At 72.6% G+C, this 24,971-nt stretch carries 23 protein-coding genes; 10 read left to right on the forward strand and 13 right to left on the reverse strand.

All coding sequences use genetic code 11. The annotated features are described in order from the left end of the window. Nucleotides 1–188: 188 nt before the first annotated feature. From OG917_RS30395 to dmpI, 4 genes are all read right to left on the reverse strand, one after another. A complete protein-coding gene (locus OG917_RS30395) occupies nucleotides 189–1,403 on the reverse strand; it encodes an acyl-CoA dehydrogenase family protein (RefSeq protein ID WP_328322450.1) in 1,215 nt (404 codons plus the stop codon). A 104-nt stretch (nucleotides 1,404–1,507) separates the two neighbouring features. Continuing rightward, complete coding sequence (locus OG917_RS30400; protein WP_328322452.1) at nucleotides 1,508–2,551, reverse strand: phosphotransferase family protein; 1,044 nt, start codon at nucleotides 2,549–2,551, stop codon at nucleotides 1,508–1,510. 72 nt (nucleotides 2,552–2,623) lie between these two features. Continuing rightward, a complete protein-coding gene (locus OG917_RS30405; RefSeq protein WP_328322454.1) occupies nucleotides 2,624–2,773 on the reverse strand; it encodes a hypothetical protein in 150 nt (49 codons plus the stop codon). Between the two features lie 127 nt (nucleotides 2,774–2,900). Then, entirely contained in the window at nucleotides 2,901–3,083 is a 183-nt protein-coding gene (dmpI, locus tag OG917_RS30410; protein WP_328322456.1) for a 4-oxalocrotonate tautomerase DmpI, read from the reverse strand. Between the two features lie 404 nt (nucleotides 3,084–3,487). Here dmpI and fabG point away from each other — a divergent pair, with 404 nt between their 5' ends. Both fabG and OG917_RS30420 read left to right on the forward strand, forming a co-directional pair. After that, nucleotides 3,488–4,249: a 3-oxoacyl-ACP reductase FabG gene (fabG, locus tag OG917_RS30415; RefSeq protein WP_328322458.1), complete on the forward strand. Its 762-nt coding sequence runs from the start codon at nucleotides 3,488–3,490 to the stop codon at nucleotides 4,247–4,249. A 35-nt stretch (nucleotides 4,250–4,284) separates the two neighbouring features. Continuing rightward, entirely contained in the window at nucleotides 4,285–4,746 is a 462-nt protein-coding gene (locus tag OG917_RS30420) for a MaoC family dehydratase (RefSeq protein ID WP_328322460.1), read from the forward strand. Between the two features lie 230 nt (nucleotides 4,747–4,976). Here the strand turns inward: OG917_RS30420 and OG917_RS30425 are convergent, their stop codons facing one another. Further along, a complete protein-coding gene (locus tag OG917_RS30425; RefSeq protein WP_328322463.1) occupies nucleotides 4,977–5,750 on the reverse strand; it encodes an SDR family oxidoreductase in 774 nt (257 codons plus the stop codon). A gap of 276 nt (nucleotides 5,751–6,026) precedes the next feature. After that, nucleotides 6,027–6,704 carry a response regulator transcription factor gene (locus OG917_RS30430; RefSeq protein ID WP_328322465.1) on the reverse strand — a complete coding sequence of 226 codons (678 nt, stop codon included), beginning with the start codon at nucleotides 6,702–6,704 and terminating at the stop codon, nucleotides 6,027–6,029. A gap of 453 nt (nucleotides 6,705–7,157) precedes the next feature. Here OG917_RS30430 and OG917_RS30435 point away from each other — a divergent pair, with 453 nt between their 5' ends. From OG917_RS30435 to OG917_RS30445, 3 genes are all read left to right on the forward strand, one after another. Then, nucleotides 7,158–8,705 (forward strand): acyl-CoA carboxylase subunit beta, encoded by a 1,548-nt coding sequence (locus OG917_RS30435; protein ID WP_328322508.1) that lies wholly within the window; start codon nucleotides 7,158–7,160, stop codon nucleotides 8,703–8,705. Continuing rightward, nucleotides 8,702–8,923, forward strand: a complete 222-nt coding sequence (locus OG917_RS30440; protein ID WP_328322467.1) for an acyl-CoA carboxylase epsilon subunit — start codon at nucleotides 8,702–8,704, stop codon at nucleotides 8,921–8,923. Before OG917_RS30435 ends, OG917_RS30440 begins: the two co-directional genes overlap by 4 nt. Nucleotides 8,924–9,011: 88 nt before the next feature. Next, a complete protein-coding gene (locus tag OG917_RS30445; RefSeq protein ID WP_328322469.1) occupies nucleotides 9,012–9,731 on the forward strand; it encodes a helix-turn-helix transcriptional regulator in 720 nt (239 codons plus the stop codon). A gap of 16 nt (nucleotides 9,732–9,747) precedes the next feature. Here the strand turns inward: OG917_RS30445 and pcaB are convergent, their stop codons facing one another. The 7 genes from pcaB to OG917_RS30480 all read right to left on the reverse strand — a co-directional run bounded on the left by pcaB (nucleotide 9,748) and on the right by OG917_RS30480 (nucleotide 20,996). Next, complete coding sequence (pcaB, locus tag OG917_RS30450; protein ID WP_328322510.1) at nucleotides 9,748–11,175, reverse strand: 3-carboxy-cis,cis-muconate cycloisomerase; 1,428 nt, start codon at nucleotides 11,173–11,175, stop codon at nucleotides 9,748–9,750. A 20-nt stretch (nucleotides 11,176–11,195) separates the two neighbouring features. Continuing rightward, nucleotides 11,196–13,166, reverse strand: a complete 1,971-nt coding sequence (locus OG917_RS30455; RefSeq protein ID WP_328322471.1) for an FAD/NAD(P)-binding protein — start codon at nucleotides 13,164–13,166, stop codon at nucleotides 11,196–11,198. 85 nt (nucleotides 13,167–13,251) lie between these two features. Further along, nucleotides 13,252–15,462, reverse strand: a complete 2,211-nt coding sequence (locus OG917_RS30460) for an anthranilate synthase component I (RefSeq protein ID WP_328322473.1) — start codon at nucleotides 15,460–15,462, stop codon at nucleotides 13,252–13,254. 121 nt (nucleotides 15,463–15,583) lie between these two features. Continuing rightward, nucleotides 15,584–17,110, reverse strand: coding sequence for an FAD-binding oxidoreductase (locus OG917_RS30465; RefSeq protein ID WP_328322475.1), 1,527 nt, complete (start codon nucleotides 17,108–17,110; stop codon nucleotides 15,584–15,586). A gap of 69 nt (nucleotides 17,111–17,179) precedes the next feature. After that, nucleotides 17,180–19,003 carry an AMP-binding protein gene (locus OG917_RS30470; protein ID WP_328322477.1) on the reverse strand — a complete coding sequence of 608 codons (1,824 nt, stop codon included), beginning with the start codon at nucleotides 19,001–19,003 and terminating at the stop codon, nucleotides 17,180–17,182. 21 nt (nucleotides 19,004–19,024) lie between these two features. After that, nucleotides 19,025–19,453 carry a PaaI family thioesterase gene (locus OG917_RS30475; protein ID WP_328322479.1) on the reverse strand — a complete coding sequence of 143 codons (429 nt, stop codon included), beginning with the start codon at nucleotides 19,451–19,453 and terminating at the stop codon, nucleotides 19,025–19,027. After that, the gene (locus OG917_RS30480) at nucleotides 19,446–20,996 is read right to left on the reverse strand and encodes a class I adenylate-forming enzyme family protein (protein ID WP_328322481.1); all 1,551 of its coding nucleotides are present in this window, start codon (nucleotides 20,994–20,996) and stop codon (nucleotides 19,446–19,448) included. Before OG917_RS30480 ends, OG917_RS30475 begins: the two co-directional genes overlap by 8 nt. A 351-nt stretch (nucleotides 20,997–21,347) precedes the next feature. Here OG917_RS30480 and paaA point away from each other — a divergent pair, with 351 nt between their 5' ends. From paaA to OG917_RS30505, 5 genes are read left to right on the forward strand one after another with little or no spacing between them, the layout of a single operon-like run. After that, nucleotides 21,348–22,271 carry a 1,2-phenylacetyl-CoA epoxidase subunit PaaA gene (paaA, locus tag OG917_RS30485; protein WP_328322512.1) on the forward strand — a complete coding sequence of 308 codons (924 nt, stop codon included), beginning with the start codon at nucleotides 21,348–21,350 and terminating at the stop codon, nucleotides 22,269–22,271. Beyond that, complete coding sequence (gene paaB, locus OG917_RS30490) at nucleotides 22,268–22,564, forward strand: 1,2-phenylacetyl-CoA epoxidase subunit PaaB (protein WP_328322483.1); 297 nt, start codon at nucleotides 22,268–22,270, stop codon at nucleotides 22,562–22,564. Before paaA ends, paaB begins: the two co-directional genes overlap by 4 nt. Next, nucleotides 22,561–23,307, forward strand: a complete 747-nt coding sequence (paaC, locus tag OG917_RS30495) for a 1,2-phenylacetyl-CoA epoxidase subunit PaaC (RefSeq protein WP_328322485.1) — start codon at nucleotides 22,561–22,563, stop codon at nucleotides 23,305–23,307. The genes paaB and paaC overlap by 4 nt, the downstream gene beginning before the upstream one ends. After that, on the forward strand, nucleotides 23,301–23,819 hold the full coding sequence (gene paaD / locus OG917_RS30500; RefSeq protein ID WP_443059112.1) for a 1,2-phenylacetyl-CoA epoxidase subunit PaaD: 519 nt from the start codon (nucleotides 23,301–23,303) through the stop codon (nucleotides 23,817–23,819). Before paaC ends, paaD begins: the two co-directional genes overlap by 7 nt. After that, nucleotides 23,819–24,961 carry a 2Fe-2S iron-sulfur cluster-binding protein gene (locus OG917_RS30505; RefSeq protein WP_328322489.1) on the forward strand — a complete coding sequence of 381 codons (1,143 nt, stop codon included), beginning with the start codon at nucleotides 23,819–23,821 and terminating at the stop codon, nucleotides 24,959–24,961. Before paaD ends, OG917_RS30505 begins: the two co-directional genes overlap by 1 nt. The last annotated feature ends 10 nt before the right edge of the window (nucleotides 24,962–24,971 follow it).

Here is a 24,971-nt window from a genome sequence, read left to right on the forward strand (position 1 = left end):
CTAGAGGGGTCGCCCATGGATTCCATGGGCCGTCGGGTACTGATTAATCAGGTACCCGGTACTCCCGGTACCGGACCCGATTCCGGTTCTGGCCCCCGGTCGGACCCCGGCACGCGAAGAGCCGGCCGTTACCGGTCCCGCGGGGGGACCGGTAACGGCCGGCTCTTCGCGTGCCGGGGCCGCAGGTACTACACGGCGGCGTAGCGCCGCAGTTCACGGCGGGCCAGTGAGTTGCGGTGCACCTCGTCGGGGCCGTCGGCCAGCCGCAGGGTGCGGGCGTGCGCCCACAGCTCGGCCAGCGGGAAGTCCTGGGAGACCCCGCCGCCGCCGTGCGCCTGGATCGCCTTGTCGAGAATCCACTCGGCCATCGCGGGAACCGCGATCTTGATGGACTGGATCTCGGTGTGCGCGCCCTTGTTGCCCACCGTGTCCATCAGCCAGGCGGTCTTCAGGACCAGCAGCCTGGCCTGTTCGATACGGACCCGGGACTCGGCGATCCACTCGCGCACGACGCCCTGCTGGGCGAGCGGCTTGCCGAACGCGGCCCGTGTGCTGACCCGCTCGCACATGAGGTCGAAGGCCCGTTCGGCCATGCCGATCAGCCGCATGCAGTGGTGGATGCGGCCGGGGCCGAGCCGTGCCTGGGCGATGGCGAACCCGTCGCCCTCGCCCGAGATGATGTTCCCGGCCGGCACCCGCACGTTGTCGAAGACGACCTCGCCGTGGCCCCCGTGCGGGCCGTCGGTGTAGCCGAAGACGTGCAGCCCGCGCTCGACCCGGACGCCCGGGGTGTCCCGGGGCACGATGACCATGGACTGCTGACGGTGCCGGGGCCCTTCCGGGTCGGTCTTGCCCATCACGATGAGGAGTTCGCATTCGGGTGCCATCGCCCCCGACGACCACCATTTGCGGCCGTTGATGACATAGCTGTCGCCGTCCCGCTCGATCCGGGTGGCGATGTTGGCGGCGTCGGACGAGGCCACCTCCGGCTCGGTCATGCAGAACGCCGACCGTATCGACCCGTCGAGCAGTGGCTTGAGCCAGCGCTCCTGCTGCTCCGGGGTGCCGAATCCGGTCAGCACCTCCATGTTGCCGGTGTCGGGGGCCGCGCAGTTGACGGCCTCCGGGGCGATGAAGGGGGAGCGGCCGGTTATCTCGGCGAGCGGCGCGTACTGCAGGTTCGTCAGCCCCGCGCCGAACTCCTCGCCCGGCAGGAACAGATTCCACAGGCCCTGCCTGCGGGCCTCGTCCTTCAGTTTCTGCAGCACCGGCGGCCGCCCCCACGCGTGCCCGGCGTCGTGCTCGGCGGCGAACACCGGCTCGGCGGGCAGCACATGGTCGTTCAGGAAGGCGAGCATCCGGGTGCGCAGCTCTTCGGTCCGGGCGTCGTACGCGAATTCCATCGGTGTCTCCGTCGAAAGCGATCAAGGACGATCGGGCAAGGACGATCGGGCAAGGACGATCGGGCAAGGGCGGGGCAGGGACGAGCGGAGGGAGGCGAGCGGGATCAGCGGATCTCGTCGAGTGCGGCGTGGCCGCGCTCGACCAGCAGCGGCACGGCCTCGGAGAGGGCTGCGGACTCCTCGCCGACCGTGAGGCCCTGCACGGTCCGGCAGTGGATGCCCTCAAGGATCGCGGCGAGCTTGTAGAAGGAGAACGCGGTGTACCAGGCCAGGCGCTCCAGCGGTACCCGGCTGCGCCCGGCGTAGCGCTCCACCAACTGCTCGCGGCCGGGCCAGCCGGCCAGCGAGCCCGGGGTGGCGACAGGGGAGCGGTCGATGCCGGCGAAGCCGTCCCAGTACATGCAGAGCATGCCGAGATCGGCCAGCGGATCGCCGAGTGTGGACATCTCCCAGTCCAGGACGGCGGTGATCCGGCCGGGGTCGCAGGGATCGAGCAGCACGTTGTCGAGTTTGTAGTCGCCGTGCACCAGGGAGACCGCGCCCGAGACCGGGCAGCTCGCGGCGAGCCGGTCGTTGAGCGCATCGGCGCCGGCCACCTCACGGGTCCGCGATGCCTCCCACTGGCGGCGCCAGCGTCCCACCTGACGGGCCATGAAGCCCTCGGGCCTGCCGAAGTCCGCAAGGCCGACCCGCGCCGGATCCACGGCGTGCAGGTCGGCCAGGGTGTCGACGAGCGCGTGGGTGGTGCGCACCGCCGCGTCGGGACCGAGGGGGGCGAGCTCGCTGTCGCTGCGGAACGTCTCCCCCCGGACCAGCTCCATGACATAGAACGGCGCGCCGATGACCGAGGTGTCCTCGCACAATCCGTACGTACGCGGCACGGGCACGGCGGTCGGGCCGAGCGCGGTCAGCACCCGGTACTCGCGCGCCATGTCGTGGGCGGTGGCCAGTACATGACCCAGAGGCGGCCTGCGCAGCACCAGGGTGCGGGTGCCGCAGTCGAGCCGGTAGGTCAGGTTGGACCGCCCGCCCGTCATCGGCCGCACGTCGCCGAGCGGATCCTGGAAAGGCAGTTGGCGGGCCAGCCAGCGGACCAGCCGTCCGGTGTCGGCGGCGTCGGGCGCGATCGGCAGCGCTGCTGTGTTCATGGTTCCCCTCGGGGTGTCGTCGCTGAGTGCACGAGGCGGTGCGGGAGCCGCGCGGCGGAGGCCGCGGGACGGTCAGTCGTCCCAGAGGTCCCGGATGGGGAGGGCCATGGTGTCCTGACGGGGCAGGGAGCCCGCGAGGTGCGCGACACCGAACGCGGGCCCGCCGGTGGTCCCCGCGTCGGCGGTGTCCTGCTGCTCGTGGGCGGGGACGGTGTCCAGCACGCGGTTCTCCTCGATTGGTTTCGGTTTCGGGTGGGGTTTCGAGTGCGTGGGGCAGGCCCGCGGCGCTCCCCCGTACACGGCGGTCCCGGCCACCGTCAGAGGTGGCCGGGACCGTGGCGGGGAAGGCTCAGCTGTCGGCGGTGAGCTTGCCCGCCGTACCCCAGCTGTCGGTCGGCACCTCGGTGACCCATACCTGGACCGCCTCCGCAGGGATCTTGTACGAGTCGACGAACGCGTCGGTGATGCGGGCGACCAGATCGCGCTTGAGCTCAACGTCGCGGGGACCCTGCAGTACGGTGACGACCGGCATTTTTTCCTCCTGGCTGGATGGTGATTCCGGGGCCCCGCATTTCCGCGGTGCCCTCGGCATGCACATCACGTTAAGGAACGGCCGTCCCCGTCTTCAAGAGGAATGAGCCCTACGTGCGCGCCGCGTGTGTCCAAAGAGACACCGCAGCCGTCCGGTCCCGGCCCGTGGATATGCGAATACCGGCCGGGGCGGTCTGCATTGCCGCCTTGGGGGGATTCGGGCGTCTCATTGGAAACAGTGCGGGATTTTTCCGCGCCCCTGCTGGCTAGATTCAATTTCCGTCGGAATTCGCGGAATTCACAGGGGCGTGACCGTGACGCGGACCGAAGGTGCCGCCCCGGCGCGCCACCGTTCGGCAGACGCCCCCGTACCCCTTCAAACCCACCACACAAGGCAGGCATCTGATGACCACCACCGGGCGACGCGTCGCCATCGTGACCGGAGCGGCCCGCGGCATCGGCGCCGCGACCGCCGAACGGCTGGCCGCCGAAGGCCACGCGGTTGCCGTACTCGACCTCGATGCCGCAGCCTGCGCGGACACCGTCGAACGCATCACCGGGAACGGCGGTCGCGCCCTGGCCGTCGGTGCCGACGTCTCGGACGAGGCACAGGTGGCGGCCGCCGTCGAGCGGGTCGCGGCGGAGCTCGGCGCGCCGACGGTCCTCGTCAACAACGCGGGCGTGCTCCGGGACAACCTGCTCTTCAAGATGAGCGCCGCGGACTGGGACACCGTCCTCCAGGTGCACCTGCGCGGCGCGTTCCTGATGACGCGCGCGGTGCAGAAGCACATGGTGGACGCCGGTTTCGGACGCGTGGTCAACCTGTCCAGCTCCTCCGCGCTGGGCAATCGCGGCCAGGCCAACTACGCGGCGGCCAAGGCCGGCCTGCAGGGCTTCACCAAGACCCTCGCCTTCGAGCTCGGCAAGTTCGGGGTGACCGCCAACGCCGTCGCCCCCGGGTTCATCGCCACCGAGATGACCGCGGCGACCGCCGAACGCATGGGCATCACCTTCGCGGAGTTCAAGACCCTCGGCGCCGCGGCGATCCCCGTCCAGCGTGTCGGAACCCCCGAGGACGTCGCCGGGGCCATCGCCTTCTTCGCGAGCGAGCAGGCCGGTTTCGTCTCCGGTCAGGTCCTGTACGTGGCCGGCGGGCCCCTCGACTGACCGCATGCCCGCGTTGCATCCCAAGGAGGCACCCCATGACACAGCCCAGGATCTTCACCTCGGCCGGCGAACTGCGCGCAGCGGTCGGCGAGGAGCTGGGGCCCAGCGACTGGCTGGACATCGACCAGGCCCGGATCGACCGGTTCGCCGAGGCGACCGGTGACCACCAGTGGATCCACGTCGACCCGGTGCGGGCGGCGGCAGGCCCGTTCGGCACCACGGTCGCGCACGGCTATCTGACCCTGTCCCTGCTGCCCGTCCTGGTGCCGCAGGTGATGGAGGTCGCGCACACGACGATGGGCGTCAACTACGGAGTCAACAAGGTCCGTTTCCCTGCCGTGGTCCCGGCCGGCTCGCGGCTGCGGGCCGTTGTGCGGATCACTCGGGTCGAGGAGGTGAACACCGCCGTGCAGGTCACCACCGCGGTGACCGTCGAGCGCGAGGGCGCCGCGAAGCCGGTCTGCGCCGCCGAGTCGGTCAGCCGCTATTTCTTCTGATCCGCCGTCTGCTGCGACGCGTTCTCGACCCGGCGGGAACGCGGAGCAGACCGATGGGGAGGCCGCCCCGCGGGGCGGCCTCCCCATCGAAGGCATGGATCGAAGGCATGGATCGAAGGCATGGATCGAAGGCATGGATCGAAGGCATGGTCAGGAGGGACTGGGCAGCATGATCAGCTGCCACAGGGCCCGGCGGATCCTGCGACCGGTGCTGCGAAGGGGCATGGCGCTCAGATCCCCCCGCCGGCCGCGCCGAGCCCGCCGTCCACGGCGAGCGTCTGACCGGTGACCCAGGAGGCGTCGTCGGACGCCAGATAGGCGACCGCGCCCGCGATGTCCTGGGGAGTGCCCAGCCGCTTGAGTGCGTATCCGGCGGAGATCTCCTCCTCGCGGTCCTCGTACAGCTTGGAGGCGAAGCGGGTCTTCACGACGGCGGGCGCCACCGAGTTGACGCGGATGAGCGGACCGAGCTCCTGGCCGAGCTGCTCGGTCAGGTGGATGAGCGCGGCCTTGCTGGCGCCGTACGCGCCGATGCCCTCGGCGGGGCGCAGTCCGGCGACGGCGGTCATGTTGACCGCGCAGCCGCCGTGCTCGCCCATCCACGCCCTCCGGGCCTGGCGCAGCCAGCCGAGCGCCGCGAGCACGTTGACCTCGAACACCTTGCGGACTGCGGACTCCTCCAGGTCCAGGACCGGGCCGAACACGGGGTTGATACCGGTGTTGTTGACGAGGACGTCGAGGCGGCCGAAGGCCTCCACCGCACGGTCCACCGCGTCTGCCTGGTGGCGCGGGTCGTCGGCCTTGCCGGCCACCGCGATGGCGTGCTCCGGGCCGCCGAGCGCCTTGACGGCGTCGGCGAGCGGCTCGGGGGAGCGGGCGGTGATGCACACCCGGGCGCCTTCCGCGACGAGCCGTTCGGCGACCGCGAGGCCGATGCCGCGGCTGGCCCCGGTGACGAGGGCGACCCGGCCCTGGAAGCGGGCGGTGGTGGCAGGTGTGGTCACGGTGGCTGTCCTTCGTAGAGGCTGGATCCGCAGGCCGGCGGACCAGGGCGAACCCGGAGGGGAAAACGGCACTCGGGTCGGGGGCCACGGGAGGGACGGACCGGCGTACGAGGCCGCCCTTGCGGGGGAATGGTCGGACGGTCCCGGTGCGGGCCTGGGCCCGTTCCGGCGGTGCCCCTCCCGCGGTGTTTCCATGGTAGGGACGGAAAACCGGCGTGGACATTCCCCCTTTGGACGGCCGCCGGATGCTTCGGAAGTGATAACGGGCGCGCCGGGTCAGGACGTCGACCGGAGCGGTTCGGGAACCGATCCTCCGAGCAGGAGCAATTCACGCCTGTTGGCCGCACCTAGCTTGTGAAGGACATTGCTGACATGGTTTTTGACGGTCTGCCGTGCCAGCTGTAGTTCGGCAGCTATCTCGTCGTTGGAGAAACGACCGAGCAGCAGCCCGAGGATTTGCTGTTCGCGGGCCGTCATTCCGCGTAGCCGGGCCTCCTGCAGCGGTTCGGCGGCGGCAGTCGCGCTGTGCTCGCGCAGGTACCAGACGGGCCGTCCTGCGGCGAGTGTCTCCACGGCGCGCACCAGCCGCTGGGGGGTGGCGGACCGGTGCACGAACCCGTCGGCGCCGCCGGCCAGGCAGGCAGCAACCACGGCGGGGTCGCCGGTACCGGTGAACATCAGCACCTGGGGCGGACGGGCGAGCTGTTTGGCCTGGCGGCACAGTTGCAGACCGTCCCCCCGTCCGGCGAGGTCGACCTCGGTGATCAGCAGGTTCGCGCGCAGCCGCCGCACCGCCTCCAGCGCGCTCTCGCGCGAATCCGCCTCGGCCGTGGTGTCGGCCGCCCCGGAGTGGCGCAGCAGTGAGGCCACCGCCGCCCGGGGTACCGGGAACGGATCGGCCACCACGACCGCTCGGTGCTGCGAAAGCGAGGACATCGTATATATGTCAGCCATCGCCGGTTTCTTTCTCTTTTCTCACGGCTTCCTCCAGCGAGAGGGAAAGGATGGATGACTCCTTCCTGCGGGGGTGGATCGGAACCTAGCGCCGAATGGGTGCGGCCGGGGCTCCGGTGTTCCGGGAGCGGGATCTCCGGCGCCGTAAGCGGCATCCGGATACCGCTTACGGGCGTCCGGTGTTCCCGAAGAGGGGAGGACCGGAAGAGGTGTGACGCTGCCACCAAAGGGTGCGGGAATTCTCCTTGCGGGCCGGAGCCTGTTGTCCGGGACAGCCGTCTGCTTAGCGTGGCGCCGAGCCACTTCGGTGTGCAGACAGGAGGAGTTCCCATGATCTCGGCCCCGCACCTCAGCCCGCCGACGCGACCCGGCGCCCCCGGGCCCGCGGACACCGGCTTGCCGGACACTGCCGCTCTGGAGCTGGAATCGCTCGTCAGCCGGACGGCTCCGTCCATGCACGAACGGATCGACGAACTCGACGCGATCCACCGGACGTTGCACGAGGGTTCCGACCCCGCTGCCACCGAGCGCCAGCACGCCAAGGGCAAGCTCACCGTCCGCGAACGGCTGGAGGCCCTCCTGGACGAGGGCTCGTTCACCGAGGTCGAGGGGTTGCGCCGGCACCGGGCGACCGGCTTCGGCCTGGAGGCGAAGAAGCCGTACAGCGACGGTGTCGTCACCGGCTGGGGCACCGTGGACGGCCGTCAGGTCTTCGTGTACGGACATGACTTCCGCATCTTCGGCGGCGCACTCGGCGAGGCCCACGCCCAGAAGATCCACAAGATCATGGACTTGGCCGAGTCGGCCGGCGCCCCGCTGGTCGCACTCAGCGACGGAGCCGGCGCCCGGATCCAGGAGGGCGTCACCGCCCTCGCGGGCTACGGCGGCATCTTCACCCGCAATGTCCGCATGTCCGGCGTGATCCCGCAGATCAGCGTCATCCTCGGGCCGTGTGCCGGCGGCGCCGCGTACTCCCCGGCACTGACCGACTTCGTGTTCATGGTGCGGGGCACCTCGCAGATGTACATCACCGGACCCGACGTCGTGCACGCCGTCACCGGCGAGCGGGTCAGCCACGAGGAACTCGGCGGCGCCGACGTCCACTCCTCGGTCTCCGGCGTCTCCCACTTCCTCCACGACGACGAGGAATCCTGCCTCGCCGACGTGCGTCACCTGCTGTCGATGCTGCCTGCCAACAACCGTGAACTCCCGCCGGACGAGGACGGGTTCGACGACAGCACCGACCGGCCGGGCGACACCCTCGTCAACCTGGTCCCCGCCGACCCGCACCAGGCGTACGACATCCGCAGGGTGATCGAGGAGATCACCGACGACGGGGACTTCCTGGAGATCCACGAACGCTGGGCGCCCAACATCGTCTGCGCGCTGACCCGGATCGGCGGCCAGGTCGCCGGCATCGTCGCCAACCAGCCGATGGCCGGCGCGGGCGCCCTGGACATCGCGGCCTCCGAGAAGGGCGCCCGCTTCGTCCAGCTCTGCGACTCCTTCAACATCCCCCTGGTCACCCTGGTCGACGTACCCGGCTTCCTGCCCGGCACCGACCAGGAGCACGACGGCATCATCCGGCGCGGCGCCAAGCTCCTGTACGCCTACTGCAACGCCACTGTTCCCCGCATCCAGGTGATCCTGCGCAAGGCCTACGGCGGCGCGTACATCGTCATGGACTCCCGCTCCATCGGCTGTGACCTGTCGTTCGCCTGGCCCACCAACGAGATCGCCGTGATGGGGGCCGAGGGGGCCGCCAACGTGGTCTTCCGCCGGGAGATCGCCGCCGCTCCCGATCCGGAACTCGCCCGGGCCCGCCGCGTCGCCGAATACAAGGAGGAGCTGATGCACCCCTACTACGCTGCCGAGCGCGGCCTGGTCGACGATGTCATCGACCCCCGCCGCACGCGCAAGGTGCTCGTCGACTCGCTGCGCATGCTGCGCGCGAAGCACGCCGAGCTGCCACGGCGCAAGCACGGGAACCAGCCGGTATGAGCGCCGCAGGCGAGCAGCCCGCGCCGGCCGTACGGCTGGTGCGCGGCAACGCGGACGACGACGAACTCGCGGCCGTGGTGGCCGTACTGCACGCCCTCGCGGCCGGCCGGCAGGCCCCGCGGGAGCGTCCTCCACGGCGCCTGCGGGCGGCCTGGACCCACACCGGGCACCTCGCCGCGGGCACCTGGCGGGCCGGGGCGCCGGACCCAAGGCCCTGAGAGGACTCCGATGAACACCTCGCGCACACGACGAGTCGGAGAACAGCGAAGACCGGTTCGCGGCGAGCCGCACGGACCCAGCTCCGACGTGCTGCGCCGACACGCCGACCAGCTCGCCGAGCTGGCAGCGGTGCTGCGCGGCCTGAGTCTGGCCGAGAACACACCGGAGGGATCAGCCAGCCCCGAGGTGTTCGCCGCCCGGCTCATCCACCGGGCCAACCACCACCCTGTCCGGGTGCAGGCCAGCTCGGCCGCGGCAGCCGGCGGCGGTGAGCCCCTGCTGCTGTCCCGGCTCCACTCCCAACTGCTCCTGCGGGACAGCAAGGTGCACCTGCTCTTCCCGTCCCGGCTGCTCGGCGACGAGGAGTCCATGTTCCGGCTGCAGCAGCTGGCCGAGAGCGGCGCCCAGATCCGGCTGTCCTCGTCGGACCTGCCCACCATCGCGATCTACGACGGCACGGCCGCTCTGATGGCCGGCGACCGCCAGAGCGGCGGCCGGCTCGTGGCGATCCACGACCCCGGGCAGGCGAAGGTGCTGCAGGACCTGCACACGGCGGTCTGGAACCAGGCCGTCGCCCTGTCCGCGCTGTCCCCCGACCGGCTGGACTGGGACGAGGACGACACGATCGCCCGCACGCTGCACACGCTCGGGCAGGGCTACACCGACGCGCGGGCCGCCCGTGAACTGGGGCTGTCGGTCCGCACATACCGGCGTTACGTCGCCGACCTCATGGGGAGGCTGCGGGCCACCTCACGCTTCCAGGCCGGGATGCGTGCCGCCCAGTCGGGTCTGATCGAGCCACCGTGAACCCGGCCGTGCCCGCTCATCGCCGCGCGCCCCGGCGCAGCGCCCGGTCGGTGAGCGGGCCCGCGGCGCCGGTGTACGCGGTGGGATCGAGCAGCTCGGCCAGCTGCCCGGCGTCGAAGTGCGCGGCGACGTCCGGGTGGCGGAGGAGCAGCCCGGCGAGCGGCTCGCCGCCGGCCGCCGCCTGCTGCGCCGTCCGGGTCAGCAGCACCTTGGCCGCGGCCTTGCCCAGATGCGGGGCGAGGTGGGCGGCCACCCGCTCCGTGACGATCCGGCCGGCCGTCAGATCCAGGTTCGCCCGCATCCGTCCCGGCCGTACCGTCAGCCCCTCGGCCAGTTCCACACAGGTGTGCGCGGCCCCGCCCGTCAGCCGGAGTGCCTCCCGCAGGAGCTGCCATTCAGCGTGCCAGGCACCGGACGAGCGTTCGTCCTCGGCGAGCATCGCCTGGGTCAGGCCGGCCGCGAGATGCGGGACCTGCAGGGCGGCGCTGCGGATCAGGGTGGCCAGGACGGGATTGTGTTTGTGCGGCATCGCCGAGGAGGCCCCGCGCCCGGCGGGCGCGGGCTCGGCGACCTCGGCGGTCTCGGTCCTGCTGAGGGTCTGTACGTCGACGGCGATCTTGCCGAGGGCCGCCGACGCGAAGGCCAGCGCGGCGGCCAGGTCGGCGACCGGGGTGCGCAGCGCGTGCCACGGCAGCACAGGCCTGGCAAGACCGGTCTCCTGGGCGAACGCGTCGGTGAGCCGGTCGAGGTAGCCGCCGGTGTCGGTGACACCCGCGTCGACGGCGGCGTATTCGAGATAGCCCGCCAGGGTCCCGGCGGCCCCTCCGAGCGACACCGGCAGCCCGCCGTCGCGCACCCCGGCCAGCCGGTCGCGAGCGTCGAGCAGCAACTGCCGCCAGCCCGCGGCTTTCAGACCGAAGGTGACGGGCACCGCCTGCAGGGCGAGGGTCCGCCCGGCCATCGGGGTGTCACGGTGCCTGCGGGCGAGCAGCGACAGCGCGCGAGCGCTCCGGTCGAGATCGGCGACGGCCAGGTCGAGGGCCCGCCGGGCGACCAGCATCGCCCCGGTGTCGAAGATGTCCTGGCTGGTCGAACCGCGGTGCACGTACTCGGCGGCGGCCGGGTCGGTCCGTGCGACGAGCGCGGTGAAAGCGGCGACCAGCCCGACCACCGGATTGGCGGTCTCGCGCGCGGCCAGCGCGATCTCCCGCAGGTCGAGGAGGTCCGCACGGGCCAGCGAGCCGATCGTCCCGGCCGCCTTCGCGGGCACCGTCCCCAGCCGGGCCTGCGCCCTGACGAGCGCCGCCTCCGCGTCCAGCATCGCCTGCAGCCACGCCGGGTCACCGACCGCGGCGGCCACCGGAGTGCCCACCCGTACCGGCGAGAGGAGCCCCAGGTCGGCTTCGGGGTGCGGGAGCCGGGCCGGGGTGCCGGGCTCCCGCACCCCGGCGTCCGGTACGCCGCTCACGCCCCCACCTCCGCGAGCCGGGCGGTTTGCGGCGCCTGTGCTGGGGACGTGCTGGGCAGGGCGAGCACCGCCCGCGCGATGGCGTCGGAGTCGCCCAGGGTCACCGAGTTGACGCCGGGCCTGATACCGGCGGCGGTCGCCCAGTGGACGGCCTCCGTCGGCACCCCGTAGGCGAACCGGCGCGGGTGGGCTCGGCCCCGGGCGTCGACCACGTGGTAGGGGCGGCCGGTGACCGCGAGGCCCCCGGTCTCGTGGCCGCCCGCGCCGGCTGTCGCGATCCGGTACGGCCGGCACTGCCCGGTGGCGAGCAGCCGGTGCAGCAGCGGATCGGCGGTGCGGCGCACATCGGGCTCGGGCAGCCGGGCCTCGATGAGCACCCGGGCGCGTACCGGCTCGCCGGGAACCATGTCCGAGGCGGCGGTGAACGCGGGCCGCCGGGCGTCGGTGTCGACCTCCACCCGCATACCGGGGCCCAGCACGTCCAGGACACCGGCCTCGATGAGCGCGATCATCTCCTCGATACGGGAGGCGGGCGGCCCGATCGAGAGGAACGCGTTGAGGGGTGTGTACCAGCCGTCCAGGTCGTCGCGGTGCGAGTCGCCGTGCAGGCCGCCGTGGTCGACCGCCAGACGGATCTCGTTGCGCAGATCGCGCAGCACGTCCAGGGCGGCCTTGACCGGCCCGCTGACATTGCCCTGCCTGGCCTGCTCCAGGTCGCGGGCCAGGTACCCGAGCAGCCAGGTGCGGAACTCCGCCCGGTCGGCGAAGTCCTCGCCGAGGTAGGGCCGGGAGATCCGGTCCCAGTCCCAGCGGTCCTGGTGCGCGATGCCGTACGTGTCCAGGAGCTCGGCCTCGGCCTCGGGCGAGGGCGCGGCGAGATAGCGGTCGGTGAACCCGGCCCGCTCGGCCGGCCGGCCGGCCCTGGCCAGCAGCGCGGCGTAATAGACGCTCTCGGTCTCCTTGGCTATCAGCGGCCACAGCTGGGCGCGGAAGTCCACCCCGCTCTCACCGGCCTCCTTCCGTATCAGCGCCACGGCCTGCGGAGTGAGCAGCCGGGGGAAGTACCGGCCGTACGCGCCCTTCTCGTTCTCGCCGCGCGAGTGATACGGGATCCCGCGCCGGGAGCCGGCGTACAGCCGCGGCTCGCGCCCCGACGCCCGGTACACCAGGCGGCCCTGGCCGTCCCGCTCGAAGCTCCCGCCCCGCCCCGCGGTGAACAGCGCCATGTGGTCGAAGAAGTTCAGCCCGAGCCCGCGCAGCACCACCGGCTCGCCCGGGGCGATCCCGGCCGGCTCCACCTCCGCGGGGTTGGCGGGACGCACATAGACCAGGCCGTGTTCCGCGGCTGTCCTGGCGGTACGGCTCTCGTACTCGGAGGGCCAGCTGGGGACATGGCCCTGGGCGACGACCACCGCGTCCAGGCCGGAGAGCGCGACGCCGGTTTCGAGCAGCACGCGCTGTGCGCCGTCCGGCCCGGCCGGGTCGTCGAGCGCGACGGCCCGGCACCTGTGCACCCGCACCGTGACATGCTCCGGCGCACCGGCCACCACCCGCGCGAACATGTCCTCCAGATAGCGCCCGTACAGCGCCCGCGTCGGGTAGGAGCCGGGGCCCAGCTCCCGGGCCTCGGCCGCCGTACGCTCCTGGTCGCGGCCGGCGCCCTGTTGCGCGGCGGCGCCCGAGCCGGCCCATTCGTGCAGGCTCGGCCCCGGCTCGACGGGCCCGTCGATCTCGGAGCTGTCGTCGGTGAATACCGTCACCTGGGAGGCGACGGTATTCATCAGCAGATGCCGGGACTGGTCCGTCCGCCAGACCCGCCCGGCCCCCGGCCGGAAGGGGTCGACGACATGCACGGTGACCGAGGTCTGCCGCGGCGACGTGCGCTCGTTGGCGCACAGCCGCTCCAGCACCGACAGGCCACGCGGCCCGGCACCGATGATGCAGACCTCATGCTGCCTGCCGGTCATGGAAACCTCCGAAGAATCCGAGAACATGTAACTGCTGGAACGAACAGGGAAGTTGGCGGGGCGTGTCCGGGCGCTGCCGGACCGCTCAGCGGCGGGCGGCGGCGGTCGGGCGGGTACTGCGGGTCAGCGAGGCCACCGCGTTGGTGACGACGAGCTGTCCGGCGCCGCCCTGCGCGGTCATGATCGATTCGGGGTGGAACTGGACCGCGGCCAGCGGCCGGGTGCGGTGTTCGACGGCCATCACCACTCCGTCCTCGGTCGCAGCGGTGACCCGGAGCTGCGCCGGCAGCGACGAGGGCCGGGCGTACAGCGAGTGGTAGCGGCCGACCTCGAAGGTCTCCGGCAGCCCGGCGAGCAGGCCCCCGCCGTCCCCGTTCACCCGCACCAGCGACGGCTTGCCGTGCACCGGCCGCTGGAGGGTGCCCAGCGTGCCGCCGTAGTGCTCGACCAGGCCCTGCAGACCCAGGCACACCCCGAACACCGGGATGCCGAGCCGCTCGGCCGTGGCCAGTGTCCGGCCCAGTCCGAAGTCGGCCGGCCGGCCGGGGCCGGGGGAGAGCACCAGGAGGTCCGGCCGCTCCCGCTCGACCACGGGCAGATGGCGCCCGCTGCGGTACGTGCTGACCTGGGCGCCGGTCTGGCGCAGATAGTCGGCCAGGCAGTGCGCGAAGGAGTCCCGGTGGTCCACGAGCAGGATCCGCAGCCCCGTCCCCACCCGCTCCTGGAGCAGCGCCGGGCCGGCCGGAGTGGGAGCACCGGGGCCGTCCAGGACCCGCAGCAGCGCCTTCGCCTTCAGCTCGGTCTCGGCCTCCTCGGCGGCCGGGTCGGAGTCGTGCAGCAGCGTCGCCCCGGCCCGTACTGTCGCCACCCCGTCACGCAGCTGGATGGTGCGCAGGGTCAGCACCGTCTCCAGCGTGCCGTCGAATCCGATGCGGCCGACCGCACCGCCGTACCAGCGCCGGGGCGAACGCTCCTCGCGCTCGACGAACTGCACGGCGGCGAGCTTCGGCGCGCCGGTGACGGTGACCGCCCACAGGTGGGCCAGGAAGGCGTCCAGCGCGTCGCGGTCGGGGCGCAGCTCGCCCTCGACCCGGTCCACGGTGTGGATGACCGCCGAGTACATCTCGATCTGCCGGCGGGCGGTGACCCTGACCGTGCCCGGCACGCAGACCTTCGCCTTGTCGTTGCGGTCCACGTCGGTGCACATGGTGAGCTCGGACTCCTCCTTGACCGAGCCGAGCAGTTCCCGGATGCGGGCCGCGTCCTCCAGCGCGTCCCGGCCGCGGGCCACCGTCCCGCTGATCGGCGAGGAACGGGTCGTCAGCCGCCCGGACGCGCCGTCCCGTGTCACGTCCACGAACATCTCGGGCGAGGCGCCGACGAGGTACTCGTGGTCCCCGAGGTTGGCGAACAGGCTGTGCGGCGCGGGGTTCTGCGCACGCAGCCGCCGGAACAGCACGGACGGCGGCTCGCCCCCGGGACGCCGGAACACCTGGCCCGGCACCACTTCGAACAGGTCGCCGGAGCCGAACAGCGGCATGGCCCGGCGGACCAGGTCCGCGTACTCGCCGCGCCGGTGGTCGCGCCGCTGTGCGGGAACCCCGGGCCGGTAGGGCACGGCCGGGGTGGCGCGCGGCAGGCCGTCGGTGGCGGCGAGGCCTGCGGTGAACTCGTAGGTGTGCCGGACCGCCTCGTCGCGGCGCAGGTCCAGGTCCAGGATCTCGTCCGGCAGGTGCAGCACCAGGTCCCGGTCGCCCTCCCCGCGGACCTGGTGCAGGTCGATGGGATCGACCTGGAAGAGCAGGTCGTAGCCGAACGCCCCGTACAGGCCGAGCAGCTCGCCGTGCGGGCCCGCCATCGCTGCGATCAGGGCCCGCAGCGCACGGAAGACCCCCGCGTTGCGGGTGCGCTCCTCCTCGGCGAAGTCCTGCGGAACCGGCGGCGCCTGTCCGTGCACCGACCCGTCCGGGCCGGGCAGCAGGGTCAGGACGCCCTCCAGAGTGCGCCGCAGCGCGGGCAGCAGCACCAGGCCGCGGTCGTTGAGCGCGGTGACGGTCATGCGGTCGCCGCACACGGTGACCTCGACGGGCGGATCGACATAGCCCAGAGCCCGGTCGTGGCCGCGGAAGAGCAGCATGCCCCGGCGCTGGTCGAGGGCGCTCTCCAGGGCGGCCCGCACCGCGGCGGCCCCGCCCGCCCACTCGGTGCTGCGGCGTACCTCCACTCCGGCGGGGGTGTGCCAGCCGGCGCCGGCGGGCGCCGGGGGCAGAGGGGCCGCAACCTCCAGCAGGGACATGGGAACTCGCTTTCCTTCGGTCGAACGGTGGTGAACGGAGGGAGGGGGAAGGGGGCGGGGACGAGGGCGGGGGCCGCCACGGAGCCGGGGTACGCCCGGCGGCGGGCCCCCGCCCGGCGCGTCAGCCGCGCACCGCGTGCGGGAACCGGAAGAAGCCGTGCGGGTCGTAGCGCCGCTTGACCGCCTTCAGCCGGGCCAGGTTGGAGCCGTAGTACGCCGTCTCCCAGTCCGCGAGACCCTGGTCGGGGTAGTTCACGTACGTTCGGCCGTTGGAGTACCGGTCCATCGAGCCGAACGCGCTGTCGGACCAGGCCAGGGCCGGGGCGAGCTCATCGGCGGCCGGGGCGGGGGTGTTCAGGCCGGCGGTGAACACCGCGAACAGCTCGGCGTCCCGGTGGACGTAGGCGGTCGCGTCGGCGGCCACGTCGTTGGCGTTCTTGCCCAGCGACAGGAAGCCCAGCCAGCGGTACTGGCCCGCCCGCCGGTTCGCGTCGAAGGCCTGCAGCATCCCGGCGATCCCGCTGCCCGGGATCTCCTCGGCGAACATCCGGCTGCGGTGCTTGACCCAGGCGGTGCGCGGCAGCAGCGCCTCCGGGTTGGCGCCGCTGACATGGCACTGGTCGAGCGAGTCGCCCTCGCAACCGAACAGCCGCATCATGGCCTTGTCGTACGGGCGGTCCTGCACCACGCTCGTGGCCGGACTGCTGCCGGCCAGTGACGTCAACTCGGCCAGCAGGGTCTCCAGTTCGCTCTGCTCGCCGAAGTGCGCACCGCTCACCATGACCACCGGCACCGCGCCGGGCGCCGCGTCCTTGAGCAGGACGCCCGCCCGGGGTGCCAGGTTCGCCGGGGTGTGGGCGGCCCACTGCTGCCACCCGGACAGCACCCGCTCGGCCTGTTCCCAGGGCCACGTCAGATCGAACGTCACCACGTGCGGCTCATGGGTGGGCGCGAGTTCGAAGTCGGTCACGACCCCGAAGTTGCCGCCGCCGCCACCGCGCAGCGCCCACAGCAGATCCTGGTGCTGGTGCTCGGAAGCCGTCACGGTCCGCCCGTCGGCGAGGACGACCTGCGCCGACACCAGCCGGTCGGAGGTCGGCCCGTACTTGCGGAACTGCCAGCCCATGCCGCCGCCCGTGACGAAGCCGCCCGGACACACCGTCGGGCAGAACCCGGCGGGGACACCCATGCCGTGCGGGGTGAGCGCGCCGAGCACGTCCACCGCCTGCGCCCCGGGGCCCAACCGCACCGTATTCGCCGAGGCCCGGACCCCGTTCAGCCGGGACAGGTCGATGACCACGCCCTCGGATCCCGACCAGCCGACGAAGCTGTGGCCACCGCTGCGCACCGCGCTGGCGATGTCGTGGTCCTGTGCGAAGGCCATCGCGGTGCGCACGTCCCGCGGGCTCTGGCAGTACACGACCGCCTGGGGCCTGAGGTGGTCGAACTGGGCGGCCGCCAGCTGCTTGGCCCGGACGTAGTCGGCGTCGCCCGGGAGCACCACATCGCCGCCGATGCCGCGGCGCAGAGCCTCCCACTTGCCGTCCGTACGGGGCCGGGCGCGCGCCACGCCCGAGGCGGTGAGCGAGAGCCCGGAGACGGCCGCCACTCCCGCGCCGGCGCCCAGGAAGCTTCTCCTGTTGATCATTCGCAGTCCTCTTCGTGTCTCGTGGTGAGTGGGCCGGCGGACGGAGCCGTCCGCCGGAGCGGGCACTGTTCAGGCGGGTGCGGGCGGTTCGCCGTCGCCGCTGCTGTGCGCCGGGGTGCCGGCGCGGCGCAGCACGGCACGCTGCAGCTTCCCGGTGCTGCTGAACGGGAGCTCGGTGACGAACTCGACGAGCCGCGGGTACTTGTACGGAGCGATCTCACGCTTCACGAAGTCCTGGAGCTCGCGGGCCAGGGCGGGGCCGGGCTCCGCGCCAGGGCCCGGACGTACGAACGCCTTCACGACCGTGCCGCGCTCCGTGTCGGCGGCTCCCACGACCGCGCACTCGGCGACGGCGTGGTGGCGGAGCAGCGCCTGCTCGACCTCGGGGGCGGCGATGTTGTATCCGGCCGAGACGATCATGTCGTCGGAGCGTGCCTGGTACCAGAAGTAGCCGTCGGAGTCCCGGATGTAGGTGTCGCCGGTCAGATTCCAGCCCCGCTGCACCTGCTGGTGCTGGCGGGGGTCGGAGAGGTAGCGGCAGCCCGTCGGCCCCTGGACGGCGAGGCGTCCTGGCACTCCGTCGGGCACCGGCTCGCCCGCCGCGTCGACGATCCGCGCCCGGTAGCCGGGCACCACCTTGCCGGTGGCGCCCGGCCGGATGTCGTCACCCGCCGCCGAGATGAACACGTGCAGCATCTCGGTGGAGCCGATGCCGTCCACGATCCGCAGGCCTGTCACCTCCCGGAAGGCCCGCCAGGTCGCCTCCGGGAGCGCCTCGCCCGCCGACACGCACAGCCGCAGCGTCCGCAGGTCGTAGCCGTCGATGTCACGAAGGGCCGCCCGGTAGGCCGTCGGCGCCGTGAACAGCACGGTGATGCCGAGCCCCGCCACCGCCCCGAACAGCGCGCGCGGCGAGCCGTCCTCCAGGAGCACCGCCCGCGCCCCCGCCCGCAGCGGGAACACCAGGAGTCCGCCGAGGCCGAAGGTGAAGGCGAGCGGCGGACTGCCCGCGAACACGTCGTCGGCGCGCGGCTGCAGCACCCGCGCCGAGAAGGTGTCCGCGATAGCCAGGACGTCCCGGTGGAAGTGCACGGTGGCCTTCGGCTCCCCGCTGGTGCCCGAGGTGAACGCGATCAGCGCCACGTCGTCGGCCGCGGTGTCCGCGGGGGTGAACGACGCGGGCTTGCCGGCCGCGAGCCGCCCCAGCGCACCCCCGTCACCCCGCGCGCTGTACGCCACCACAGGGACGCCGGCGACCGCCGGCTCCAACTCCCCGGTGAACCGCTCGTCGCACAGGGCGAGCTGGACCCCCGCCCGGTCGGCCATGGTGCGCAGCTCGCCGCCGCGCAGCAGCGGGGCAGTGCTGACAGCCACCCCGCCTGCCCGGATGACGGCCAGCCAACAGGCTGCCATCCAGGGTGAGTTGGGGCCACGCAACAGCACCCGGTTGCCCGGCACGAGGCCGAAGTCGTCGACGAGTACCCGCGCGATCCGGGCCACCCGGTCGAGTACCTCCTGGTACGACCAGGTCTGCCCGGCCCCGTCGGTCAGACAGGGCCGGCCCCCGCCCAGCCGGGCGATCGTCGCGTCGAGCAGCTCCCGGGCACAGTTCAGCCGCTGGGGGTAGCGCAGCTCAGGCAGGTCCCAGTGGAACTCGGGCCATGCGCCGGCCGGCGGCAGGCCGTCCCGGCCGAAGGAGTCGAGGTGACCGGAGGGTGACAGGGGGACCGGCAGCGGGGCGGGCGGTGACGGAGCGGGGGGCGATGACGGAGGGGCCGACAGCGACAGAGGGATGGGCGATGGCAGAGGGATGGGCGATGGCAGAGGGGTGGAAGATGACAGAGGTGCGTAGGGGGACAGCGGGACGCGTGGGGGCGGGGACAGTGAAACCATGGCTCCTCCGGTGTGCCGCTCTCAGCGGCCCGGACGCTCGGGGGGCGCGGCCACGCACGTCATCCGTGCGCTGCAGACCCGCCTGCCCTGCTCGTCGGTGATGGTGATCTCGTACGTGGCATGGGTGCGCCCGAGCCGTACGGCCGTCGCGACCCCGGTGACCCTGCCGCCCGTCACGGGCCGCAGGTGGGTTGCGCTGATCTCGGTGCCGACCCCTGAGCCGGGCGCGAAGTGCAGACAGGCACCGACGGAGGCGAGCGTCTCGGCGAGCACGCAGGACGCGCCGCCGTGCAGCACACCGAACGGCTGCCGGTTGCCGAGGACCGGCATGCTGCCCTCGACCTGTTCCGGGGAGGCCCGCACCAGCTCGATGCCGAGCCGTTCCTCCAGCTCGGACACGGGGACGGCGGGGCCCGGCTCCGGCGCCCTGAGCACGCCCTGTTCAGCCATGGACGCCTGCCTCCAGCAGACGGATCAGCTCGCTGCGGCGCACCTTGGACGTCGCGGTCAGCGGCAGCGCGTCGAACGGCAGCTGCCGCACCTTCCCCAGAGCCGGCAGCCCGGCGGTCGCCGCGAGCCAGCGGGCCTCGTCGAGCGGCTTCTCGTCGCGAGTGCACACCACCGGCACCGCACCGCCGTCGGCCCCGGCGACGATGACCACCTCGCGCAGCTCGGGCAACTGCTCCATCAGGTGGTCCTCGACCTCCAGGCTGGAGCCGATGGACTCGATGTGGTCGACCTCCCGGTCCAGCAGGTACAGCCGGCCGAGCAGGTCGCGGTGGCCGAGGTCGCCCATCCGCCACCAGCCGTCGTTGAGCTGCTCACGGAACCGGGCGTCCTCACCGAGGTAGGTGACGGCCCGGGTACGGCTCCTGACCTCGACCCGGCCGGTCCGCCCGCGCCTGACCCGGCGGCCCTGCTCGTCCACGACCCGCATCCGGATGATGCCGGGCAGCGGCCAGCCGACGCTGCGGGCGCCGCCGCGCAGCGCCGTGCGCAGGGTGCACGAGCCGGCCGCGACCGGGCCGGTCTCGGTCTGTCCGTACAGCTGGAAGAAACGGGGGGACCTGCGCACCGACGCACCGAGCAGCACCTGCACGGTGCGAGGGTGCATCGCGTCGAAGGTCGCGCTGAAGTACCGCACGCTGGACAGCGGCCGCCCCACGGCCCCGGCCAGTACCTCCCAGTCCACGAACGTGTTGGGCTGGGTCTCCACCACGCCCGGCCGGTACCGGGCGAACAGCGGGCCCACCTTGGCCGGATCGGGGTCGACGGCGACCAGCAGCGGATTGCCGTACGCGATGGCGAGCTGGACCGCGGTGTAGAAGCGGGCGTGCACGAAGCTCATGCACAGGGCGACGCTCTCCTGCCGCCAGGTCCGCGCGGCCACCACTTTCTGCAGCCGCAGTCGCTGGTACAGCGCGTCGGGTGTCTGCACGACCAGCTTGGGCAGCCCGGTGGTCCCCGACGTGTGCGTGATCAGCGCCGGGTCGTGCGGTCCCGGCACATCGGGCGCCGGGACCGGGGCCCCCGCGTAGGCGTCGAGGCGCTCGGTGCCGGGCAGTTCGGACCCCGCGGTGATCAGCACTCCGCGGGCCGCGGCCAGCTCGATGCCGGAGCCGTCGAGCCTGTCGCCGTCGGTGAGCAGCCAGGGCCGTTCGAGCCGGTGCAGCAGCTGGGAGACGGTGTCGCCGTCGAGCAGCGGCGAGAGCAGCGCGGGCACCGCGCCGATCCGCTGCACGGCCGCCGCCAGCAGCGCGATGTCGAAGTTGTTGGACTTGTGGATGGCGACCCGGTCGGCCCGGCGCACCCCCGCCGCGACCAGCCGGGCAGCCAGCTCCCGTACATGTCCGGCGAGCTGTCTGAGCGTCAGCTCCGTGCCGTCCTGGGGAGCCAGCTGCAGGGGCGCGTCCAGCACCACAGGTGCCGACGGATGCTGCGCGGCGGCCCGTTCGAACATCAAGCCTATGTAGAAGGCGTTCTTGCTGGGCACGTGTCCCTCTCCTCTCGCCTGTCCTGACGGCGGCCAACTCTGGGCGCCCGCCGCCCGGTCCTGCGCGCCGTGACACCTTGCTGACACGGCCCCCGCAAGGGACGTCAGCTTGCTGACCGGGACCGCCGGAGACCGCAGGGGAGCGCCCTACGGTGCTGCCACCCCGTACAAAGGAGATCCACGGTGGGACAGGTGGCAGACAACGACTTCCCGGCGCCCGAGCCGCCCGGGCACGACGTCCTGCTCGAAGAGATCGAGGCGGCCGAGCGGCACACCCCCGCACGGCCGGAACCGGCCGGCACCGCATCCGCGCACAGCGCGGCCGACGGCCCGCAGACCCGGTTCGACGCGGTGATCGCCGCGGACCAGAAGATCGAACCGCGCGACTGGATGCCCGACGGCTACCGGCAGTCGCTGATCAGACAGCTCGCCCAGCATGCCAACTCCGAGGTCGTCGGCATGCAGCCCGAGGCCAACTGGATCACCCGGGCGCCCTCGTTGAAGCGCAAGGCGATCCTGCTCGCCAAGGTCCAGGACGAGGCAGGCCACGGCCTCTACCTGTACGGGGCCGCCGAGACCCTCGGCGTGGACCGCTCCGAACTCCTCGACGCCCTCCACGAAGGACGCCAGAAGTACCTGTCGTTCATCAACTACCCGACCCTGACCTGGGCGGACACCGGAGCGCTCGCCTGGCTCACCGACGGCGCGGCCATCGTCAACCAGGTACCCCTGTGCCGCTCCTCGTACGGCCCCTACGCCCGCGCCATGGTCCGCGTCTGCAAGGAGGAGTCCTTCCACCACCGCCAGGGCTTCGACTCCCTGTGGGCGCTCACGCACGGCACCGACGCGCAGCGCGCGATGGCCCAGGACGCCGTCGACCGCTGGTGGTACCCGGCGCTCGCCATGTTCGGCCCGCCCCACAAGGCGTCCACGCACTCCGGGCAGTCGATGGCCTGGCGGATCAAGCGGTTCACCAACGACGAGCTGCGCCAGCGCTTCGTGGACATCTGCGTCCCGCAGGCCCAGTCGCTCGGTGTGCGCCTGCCCGACCCGGAGCTGCGCTGGAACGAGGAGCGCGGCCACTACGACTTCACCGAACCCGACTACACGGAACTCGCCCGGGTCATCAAGGGGAACGGCCCCGCCAACCGGCAGCGCCTCACCCACCGGCGGCGCGCCCACGAGGAAGGCGCCTGGGCCCGCGAGGCCGCCGCCGCGTACGCCGCCAAACGGCTCGCCCGCGGCACGACACAGGAGCAGGAGACGGCAGCATGAGCAGGGCAGCAGAACCGAACTGGCCGCTGTGGGAGGTCTTCGTCCGCGCCCGGCGCGGCCTCGCCCACATCCACGCGGGCAGTCTGCACGCCCCCGACGAGGTGATGGCGCTGCGCAACGCCCGCGACCTGTACACCCGGCGCGGCGAGGGAATCTCGCTGTGGGTGGTACCGGCCGCCGCGATCAGCGCCTCCAGCCCCGACGAGCGCGACGCGTTCTTCGACCCGGCCGCGGACAAGGTGTACCGCCACCCCACGTTCTTCGAACTCCCCGAGGGAGTGGAACACCTGTGAGCACCTTCCGGTATGTGCTGCGCCTCGGCGACGATGCCCTGATCGCGGCCCAGCGGCTCGCCGGGTGGTCGGCACGCGCCCCGCAGCTGGAGGAGGACGTGGCGCTGTCCAACATCACCCTCGACCTGCTCGGCCAGGCCCGCGCACTGCTCGGCCACGCCGGACGGACCGAGGGCCTCGGCCGCGACGAGGACGACCTGGCCTATCTGCGCGGCGAGCGCGAACTGGGCAACGTACAGCTCGTGGAACTCGCCGACGAGGACTTCGCGACGGCCATCGCCAAACTGCTGTTCTTCGGCGTCTACCAGCACCTGCTGTACGGGGAGCTCTGCGCATCCGCCGACCCGGTGCTCGCCGGTATCGCCGCCAAGGCCGTCAAGGAGACCGCCTACCACGTGGACCACGCCGTGGAGTGGACGCTGCGGCTCGGTGACGGCACCGAGGAGTCGCACCACCGGATGCAGCGCGCCGTCGACGAACTGTGGCCCTACACCCACGACCTGTTCACCGCCGACGACGTGTCCGCCGCGGCAGCCGCCGACGGCACCGGATGCGACCCGGCAGCCCTGCGAGGCCCGTGGCAGGACCGGGTGCGCCGCACCCTCGGCGAGGCCGCACTCACCGTCCCCGGCGGTGACTGGGCGCCCACCGGCGGCCGGGACGGCCTGCACACCGAGGCGTTCGGCCTGCTCGTCACGGAGATGCAGGGTCTGCACCGCGCCCACCCGGGTGCACGATGGTGAGCGCCGCCCGGGTACGGGCCGCCGTCGCCGGCGTGCCGGACCCGGAGATACGCGTCGTGACCATCGAGGACCTCGGCATCCTGCGCGAGGTCACGGTGGACACCGAAGGCCGCGCCGTCGTCACCATCACCCCCACCTACGTGGGGTGCCCCGCCATGGACGCCATCCGCACCGGCATCCGCTCGGCCGCCAGGGACGCGGGAGCCGTGGACGTACGCGTCGACACGGTCTGGGCTCCCGCCTGGACGACCGCCTGGATCAGTGAGGACGCCCGCGCGAAGCTGTACGCCGCCGGGATCGCCCCGCCCGGCGCCGGCGCCGCTCCACCGGGCGCCGCACCGGCCGGCGCCCGGCTCCTGCCGCTGGCCGCCGCACCGTCCCCCGCCCCGCACTGCCCTCGCTGCGGCTCAGCAGAGACCGCGAGGCTCGCCCGTTTCGGCTCCACGGCGTGCAAGGCCCTGTGGCGCTGCGAGGGCTGCGGCGAACCGTTCGACCACTTCAAGGAGCACTGATGCCGGTCCTCGCCGCAGGCCGCCCCGCCGCGCCCCGTACCCGCTTCCACACCCTGACAGTGACGGCCGTCGAGCCCGCGGCGGCCGACGGCAGCGCGGTCGCCGTCACCCTGGACGTCCCCGGGCCGCTGCGCGCCGACTTCGCCTTCCTGCCCGGCCAGCACCTCACCGTACGGGCCGATCCGGACGGCACGGGCGAGATCCGCCGGTCCTACTCGCTGTGCTCGACCCCGGCCGGACTGGCCCGACACGGCACACTGCGGATCGGCGTGCGCGCGGTGGAAGGAGGCGCCTTCTCCACCTACGCGACCGGTCGTCTCACCGCGGGCGACACCCTCGGAGTGCTCACCCCGCAGGGCCGCTTCACCACCCGCCCGGACGCGGCCCGCAGCAGGCGGTACGCGGCCGTCGCGGCCGGCTCGGGGATCACCCCGGTGCTGTCCCTGGCCGCGACGGTCCTCGCCACCGAGCCGGGCAGCACCTTCACCCTGCTGTACGGCAACCGGTCCGTGGCCTCCGCGATGTTCACCGAGGAGCTCGCCGACCTGAAGGACCGTCACGGCCACCGTCTGCAACTGCTGCACGTCTTCTCCCGGGAGATCCAGCAGGTCGGTCTCAGCTCCGGCCGCCTGACCCCCGGAACCCTGCGCGAACTCCTCCCCGCACTGCTGCCCGGCGGCCCGGTCCAGGAGTGGTTCGTGTGCGGGCCGCAGGGGCTGGTGACGGGAGTGCGCGACGTGCTCGTGGAGCTGGGAACCGATCCGTCGGCCATCGGCTCCGAGCTGTTCCACACGGACACGGAGCCCCCGTCGCCCCCGCCACGGTCACAGCCGCGGGCCGGACAGGACCGGGCGGCGGGCCCGGCGCACGAACTGACGATCCGTCTGGACGGCCGTGTCTCCACCATCCGTACGCAGCCGGGCACGACCGTCCTCGACGCGGCCCTGACCGCCCGCCCCGAACTGCCCTTCTCCTGCCGCACCGGCGTCTGCGCGACGTGCCGCGCCCGCGTGGTCAGCGGCCGGGCCGACATGGGCCGCAATCTGAGCCTCTCCGCCGAGGAGGTGGCCGACGACTACATCCTCACCTGCCAGTCGACGCCGGCCAGCGAGTCCCTGACCGTGGACTTCGACGTGGTGTGAGGCCCGGCCC

Source organism: Streptomyces sp. NBC_00388, assembly GCF_036061255.1.
Classification (GTDB): domain Bacteria; phylum Actinomycetota; class Actinomycetes; order Streptomycetales; family Streptomycetaceae; genus Streptomyces.

Bases quoted from the DNA above. Each gene is read 5' to 3' on its own strand.
- OG917_RS30395 (WP_328322450.1), bottom strand. From the start codon at position 1,403: ATGGAATTCGCGTACGACGCCCGGACCGAAGAGCTGCGCACCCGGATG.
- OG917_RS30400 (WP_328322452.1), bottom strand. From the start codon at position 2,551: ATGAACACAGCAGCGCTGCCGATCGCGCCCGACGCCGCCGACACCGGA.
- dmpI (WP_328322456.1), bottom strand. From the start codon at position 3,083: ATGCCGGTCGTCACCGTACTGCAGGGTCCCCGCGACGTTGAGCTCAAG.
- fabG (WP_328322458.1), top strand. From the start codon at position 3,488: ATGACCACCACCGGGCGACGCGTCGCCATCGTGACCGGAGCGGCCCGC.
- OG917_RS30420 (WP_328322460.1), top strand. From the start codon at position 4,285: ATGACACAGCCCAGGATCTTCACCTCGGCCGGCGAACTGCGCGCAGCG.
- OG917_RS30430 (WP_328322465.1), bottom strand. From the start codon at position 6,704: ATGGCTGACATATATACGATGTCCTCGCTTTCGCAGCACCGAGCGGTC.
- OG917_RS30435 (WP_328322508.1), top strand. From the start codon at position 7,158: ATGCACGAACGGATCGACGAACTCGACGCGATCCACCGGACGTTGCAC.
- OG917_RS30440 (WP_328322467.1), top strand. From the start codon at position 8,702: ATGAGCGCCGCAGGCGAGCAGCCCGCGCCGGCCGTACGGCTGGTGCGC.
- OG917_RS30455 (WP_328322471.1), bottom strand. From the start codon at position 13,166: ATGACCGGCAGGCAGCATGAGGTCTGCATCATCGGTGCCGGGCCGCGT.
- OG917_RS30460 (WP_328322473.1), bottom strand. From the start codon at position 15,462: ATGTCCCTGCTGGAGGTTGCGGCCCCTCTGCCCCCGGCGCCCGCCGGC.
- OG917_RS30465 (WP_328322475.1), bottom strand. From the start codon at position 17,110: ATGATCAACAGGAGAAGCTTCCTGGGCGCCGGCGCGGGAGTGGCGGCC.
- OG917_RS30470 (WP_328322477.1), bottom strand. From the start codon at position 19,003: ATGGTTTCACTGTCCCCGCCCCCACGCGTCCCGCTGTCCCCCTACGCA.
- OG917_RS30475 (WP_328322479.1), bottom strand. From the start codon at position 19,453: ATGGCTGAACAGGGCGTGCTCAGGGCGCCGGAGCCGGGCCCCGCCGTC.
- paaB (WP_328322483.1), top strand. From the start codon at position 22,268: ATGAGCAGGGCAGCAGAACCGAACTGGCCGCTGTGGGAGGTCTTCGTC.
- paaD (WP_443059112.1), top strand. From the start codon at position 23,301: ATGGTGAGCGCCGCCCGGGTACGGGCCGCCGTCGCCGGCGTGCCGGAC.
- OG917_RS30505 (WP_328322489.1), top strand. From the start codon at position 23,819: ATGCCGGTCCTCGCCGCAGGCCGCCCCGCCGCGCCCCGTACCCGCTTC.